This window comes from Clavibacter sp. MX14-G9D (genome assembly GCF_032917815.1).
Lineage (GTDB): Bacteria > Actinomycetota > Actinomycetes > Actinomycetales > Microbacteriaceae > Clavibacter > Clavibacter michiganensis_K.
In genome coordinates this window covers 1-1,145 of the sequence record NZ_JAVCVL010000386.1, presented here as the reverse complement: position 1 = coordinate 1,145, position 1,145 = coordinate 1, and the positions used below count along the sequence as shown (strand labels likewise).

The window sequence follows — 1,145 nt, the reverse complement described above, 5'->3', positions numbered from 1 at the left end:
GCATGCCGTGGAGGCGGAGGGCGTCGCCGATCTCGCGGCCGATGGGGCGCAGCGGGTCGAGCGAGGAGAGCGCGTCCTGCAGCACGAGCCCGACCCCCGTGCCGCGCACCCGCCGCCACTCGCGGGGACCGGCGTCGCGCAGGTCGCGCCCGGCGATCTCGAGGACGTCGGCGCGGACCTCGGCGCCCGCGCCCGCGAGGCCGAGGAGGCTGCGCGCCGTGACGCTCTTCCCGGAGCCCGAGGTGCCGACGAGGGCGAGGCACTCGCCGGGGGCGATGCGGAGGGAGACCCCGTGGACGACGGGGACGCCGGCGAAGGAGACCCGGAGGTCCTCGACGCGGAGCGCGAGGGGCGAGGCGCCGGCTGTGGCGTCGGCGGACGCGGGGCGGTGCCCGGACGAGGGATCGCGGCTCACGAGGCGCGCACCCGTCGCTCGAGGGCGCGGCCGAGCACGGTCGAGGCCGTCGCGGTGAGCACGATCATGAGCCCGGGCACGACCGTCAGCCAGGGAGCGGAGCCGATGTAGGTGCGCCCGGCGGCGAGCATCGCGCCCCACTCCGGATCCGGCGGCACCGTGCCGAGGCCGAGGTAGCTGAGGGACGACGCCCAGACGATCGCCTGCCCGACGCCCAGCGTCCCCAGCACGAAGAGGGGGGCCGCCGTGTTCGGCAGGATGTGCCGCGCGAGGACGACGAGCGGCGGACGCCCGAGGACCGTGGCGGCCTCGACGTAGGCGGAACGCCGTACCGACATGACCCGGCCGCGGATGATGCGCGCGTAGCCGGGCGCCGCGGAGATCCCCACGGCGAGGGTGGCGCTGCCGATGCCGGGCCCGAGGATCACGATGAGGAAGAGCGCCAGCAGCAGGCCCGGGAACGCGAACACCACCTCGATGACGCGGTTGACCGCGAAGTCCGCGACGCGCCCGAGCAGCGCCGCGAGCAGCCCGAGGACCGCGCCGAGGCCCAGCCCGATGGCCGTCGCGCTCACGCCGATGACGAGGCTGGGACCCGCGCCGTGGACGACGCGCGTCAGGACGTCGCGCCCCGACTCGTCGGTGCCGAGCAGGTGCCCGGCACCCGGCGGCCGGAAGGCCTCGGCGGGGGCGATGGCGAGCGGGTCCCCGGGCGCGAGGAGGCCGGGCG

At 77.1% G+C, this 1,145-nt stretch carries 2 protein-coding genes; both read right to left on the bottom strand.

Translation table 11 applies throughout. From position 1 onward, the window contains the following. Positions 1-415: ATP-binding cassette domain-containing protein (locus Q6969_RS15845; protein WP_317231300.1), on the bottom strand; the 415-nt coding region annotated here is incomplete at its 3' end. After that, positions 412-1,145, bottom strand: a 734-nt coding sequence (locus Q6969_RS15840; RefSeq protein WP_317231299.1) for an ABC transporter permease, incomplete at its 5' end; no start/stop codon positions are given. The genes Q6969_RS15845 and Q6969_RS15840, both read right to left, overlap by 4 nt.